Origin of the sequence: Streptococcus sp. 2106, assembly GCF_013277315.1 — a bacterium.
Classification (GTDB): domain Bacteria; phylum Bacillota; class Bacilli; order Lactobacillales; family Streptococcaceae; genus Streptococcus; species Streptococcus pseudopneumoniae.
In genome coordinates, this window is the sequence record NZ_VMMS01000077.1 from 1 (window position 1) to 3,788 (window position 3,788).

The 3,788-nt window shown below is 40.7% G+C and carries 4 protein-coding genes; 1 reads left to right on the forward strand and 3 read right to left on the reverse strand.

Features of this window, described 5'->3' with window-relative positions; all coding sequences use genetic code 11:
- Positions 1 to 99: 99 nt before the first annotated feature.
- The 3 genes from HT723_RS08610 to ylqF are packed head-to-tail and all read right to left on the reverse strand — an operon-like array spanning position 100 to position 3,283.
- Positions 100 to 1,650: a ClC family H(+)/Cl(-) exchange transporter gene (locus HT723_RS08610; RefSeq protein WP_079252922.1), complete on the reverse strand. Its 1,551-nt coding sequence runs from the start codon at positions 1,648 to 1,650 to the stop codon at positions 100 to 102.
- 15 nt (positions 1,651 to 1,665) lie between these two features.
- A complete protein-coding gene (locus HT723_RS08615) occupies positions 1,666 to 2,445 on the reverse strand; it encodes a ribonuclease HII (protein WP_119919469.1) in 780 nt (259 codons plus the stop codon).
- On the reverse strand, positions 2,432 to 3,283 hold the full coding sequence (gene ylqF, locus HT723_RS08620; RefSeq protein WP_172935034.1) for a ribosome biogenesis GTPase YlqF: 852 nt from the start codon (positions 3,281 to 3,283) through the stop codon (positions 2,432 to 2,434). Before ylqF ends, HT723_RS08615 begins: the two co-directional genes overlap by 14 nt.
- Before the next feature lie 373 nt (positions 3,284 to 3,656).
- On the opposite strand from ylqF, the gene tnpB reads away from it, so the two are divergent.
- Positions 3,657 to 3,788, forward strand: a 132-nt coding sequence (gene tnpB / locus HT723_RS11840) for an IS66 family insertion sequence element accessory protein TnpB (protein WP_275689914.1), incomplete at its 3' end; no start/stop codon positions are given.

Genomic DNA, 3,788 nt, shown 5'->3' on the forward strand with positions numbered 1-3,788 from the left:
ACTGGCTTGAAGCCATAATAACCGCCCTCATTGCTGAGAATCGGTTTTCTAAATAAATCAAGTCAGCTGTTTGCATAATATAAATTATGTAAACAAACTCTACAACAACAAATCTTTGACTTTCCCAATTTCGCTTTTTGGAATAACCAGGTGAATCATATCACCCAGATACATTCTGGTTGAGCCGTTAACTGTTTGGCTCTTGCCATTATGGACTTGGGTAGTGATGAGGACGTTGTGTGGTAAGTTGAGTTCATGAACTTGTTTCCCAGCAATTTTATCAGAAACTGGTATTTCGATAAGTGTAACTTCTCCTTCGCTGGATACTTCTTCTGGAAGCATTTTTTCCAGCATGGCTTCATAGACTGGTGTACCCTTGAGCAAATCCATGATAATATAAGAAACAAGAGTGACAAGACCAAGTGGCATGAGGTTGCGAATATCTCCTACCATCTCAGTTACGAGGATCATGGCAGTTAAGGGAGCTTTTGATATTGCTCCAAAATAGCCACTCATTCCTAGAATGACAAATATAGGGAATTGCTCTTGACTGACAAGTCCAAGATTGACGCAGATAACACCAACTAGGGCACCAAGTAAGGAACCAAGCGCCAAAATTGGTAGGAAAATGCCTCCTGGAAGACCACTTCCATAACTAATCATGCTCCAGATAAAGCGAATTAAAAAGTAAGCTAATAGAACTTGGAAACTAAAATCTTGCTCAGTTAAGGAAAGAACAAGCTGATTTCCACCACCAAGGACGTGGGGTAAAAAAATTCCGACTGGTATGATGAGAATAAAAGCAAGAATTGGATCATAAGCTCTATCCAAATGGATTTTTTGACCAATCCAATCATAAAGTCTACCGACATCGAGCACAGCTTTTTCATAGAGAAAACCGGAAAATCCAAGGAAAATTCCCATCACAAGATAAATCCAGTATTGATCTAGGGTCATGAGAGGAATGTTATCTGGCATATCCAATACTGGTGTCAAACCGAACATGAGTAGAGACACAAAGTTTGCTACGATGCTGGCTGCTAGTGTAGAAACCCAGAAAAAGCGCGAAAAATGGTGATAAACTTCTTCTACTACAAAGAGGAGGCCTGCTATTGGTGCATTAAAGGCTGCGGCTAAACCTGCTGCAGCTCCACTGGCAATTAAGGAACGTTCCTCTACTGGACTGGATTTGAGCCACTTGGCAATTCCTTTACCACCAACTGCTCCCAGTTGGATACTTGGCCCTTCACGCCCCAGCATAAGGCCGCTGGCAATAGCAAGCATTCCTAGCACATATTTTTTCCAAAGAACGCCCCACCAGTTGAGGGACATGAGGCCTTTCAGTTCGGCTTCGACTTGCGGAATTCCTGAGCCTTTGATATCTTTTTCTGATCGAGTTAATTTAGCACTGAGCCAACAGATGAGTATATAAAACAAAACCAGTACAAAAAGATTGCGCACTAGGTGCCCTTGATCTTGATAAAGTCCTTGTATCAGGTGGAAGCCCTTTTCAATTAAGAAACGAAAGGATCCGACGATAATTCCAACGACGAGGCCGACAATGATTCCTCGACCAACTTGGGATAGGATAGTGCTGGATGCAAAGGCGAATTCTTTCTTAGAACGGACTATTTCCGACTGTTCCTCCATGGTATTTCCTTTCAATTAACTTTCTTTTTTACCTAAAACCAGTGATTTAACAGGTTCAAAGCTGGTTCGGTGAATTGGGGTAACTCCTAGTTTTTCGAGTCCTTCTAGGTGTTTAGCAGTTCCATATCCTGCATTAGTAGCGAAATCATAGCCAGGAAACCGCTGATCGTATTCCTTCATCAATTCATCACGGGTCACCTTGGCTACTATAGAAGCTGCTGCGATAGAGAGGGAATTAGCATCACCTTTGATGATGGAGGTTTGTGAAATGGGCAACTCCAGTTTCATGGCATCTATCAAAAGGTGCTCAGGTTGAGGACTGAGCTGGGAGATTGCTTCCTGCATGGCCAGTTTAGTTGCTCCGTAGATATTGACTTGGTCGATGACCTGATTATCCATGATACCAACGCCAATTGACAAGGCTTGGTCTTGAACTGCTTGGAAAATCTCCAGATGTTTCTTTTTAGGAATTTTCTTGCTGTCATTGAGGCCTCTAATCTTACAATTTTGAGGTAAAATAACGGCTGCAGCGACTACTGGCCCAGCCAGAGGACCTCGGCCGACCTCGTCAACACCTGCTATCAAGATCACTCCTTGCTTGTAAATTTCCTTTTCATAGGAAAGCATAGATTCCAAACGCAAATTTTCATCCAATTCAGCCTGAATGGCTTTTTTACGCTTGCTAATTTCTTTTTGAACTCCAGAGCGATTATCCTTTTCAAGATCTAAAAAAATAGGGCTTTCTAACTCCTTGACTGTCACAAGGAGTTCTTTGATTTCTTTAATCGTTGCCATCGAGGTCTTCCAATGTATCTAAGGTATAGTTACCGAGTTTGCCATCACGGACTTCCTTCACGAAGAGACTGTAAAAACGGTCATAGTCATCACGGAAACCGAGGGCGCGGGTCATATCCATAATAATCACAGGCGCTTCTTCTTCAATTTTCATTTGTTTGAAGCGTTCAGCCAGCTTTTCTGGATAATGTTCTTTGAAATAATTGATACCAAAAATGGTAACCTCATCCATAGGAAGCAACTGATCCTTGATAGCTCCAGTCAATGCCAACTTAAGTGCAACAGTTTCATCCTCAAACTTAGGCCAGAGAATCCCCGGTGTATCCAAGATTTCCAGATCTTTATTGGTTTTAAGCCATTGTTGACCTTTTGTAATCCCTGGCTTGTTTCCAACAACAGCAATTTTCTTACCAGCCAAACGATTCATCAGAGTTGATTTACCAGCATTTGGAATCCCAATAATCATGGTACGCAAGGTTTCAATCTGAATACCACGTTCTTTCTGGCGAGCAATCTTATCGGCCATGAGCTTTTTGGCCGCATCTGTTACAACTTTTACAGTCACTTGCTCTTTGGAGTTGATAGCTAGCGTCTGGATTCCTTGTGATTCAAAATACTGACGCCATTCCTTGGTCATTGCTGGATCAGCCAAGTCGGCCTTGTTTAAAATCAAGAGTTTTGGTTTATCACCAACAATCTTGGTCAACATAGGATTTTGACTAGATAGAGGTAAGCGTGCATCAACTAAAATCGTCACAAAATCAACAAATTTTAAATTTTCCTGAACCTGTCGACGCGCTTTAGACATGTGACCAGGAAACCATTGAATAGTAGCCATTGAGTTTTTTTCCTTTCGTAGCAAGGGTTTAGATCCCCTATTTTATTTTACTATCGTTTGAACATAAAGAGTTCTCAAATGAATGATGTCCAAACACTTCTTGTTTTATGACATAGAAATCTACCTTATATTATATCATGCCTTCCTTATTTTGTCCGATGATAGCCTTTCAAGTACCCTATATATAGTAGATTAAAACAAGATGTGAACAAATCGATTAGGAAAGTCAAATTAATTTCTAGAAATATTTTAACATCTATAACGTACTATTCTAAAGTAAGCGCGTCATAACAAGGTATCGTATCTATCCTAATTCCCCAACTTCCGGTATACTAAATAAAAATAGTTATCGGAGGAAAGGTAGTGTACTATGATGATTCAACTAAACGATTTAGGTCAAGTTCACCTTGTTTGTGGGAAAACGGATATGAGACAAGGCATTGATTCACTGGCTTATCTCATTAAAACCCACTTTGAATTGGATCCTTTCTCAGGTCAAGTCTTT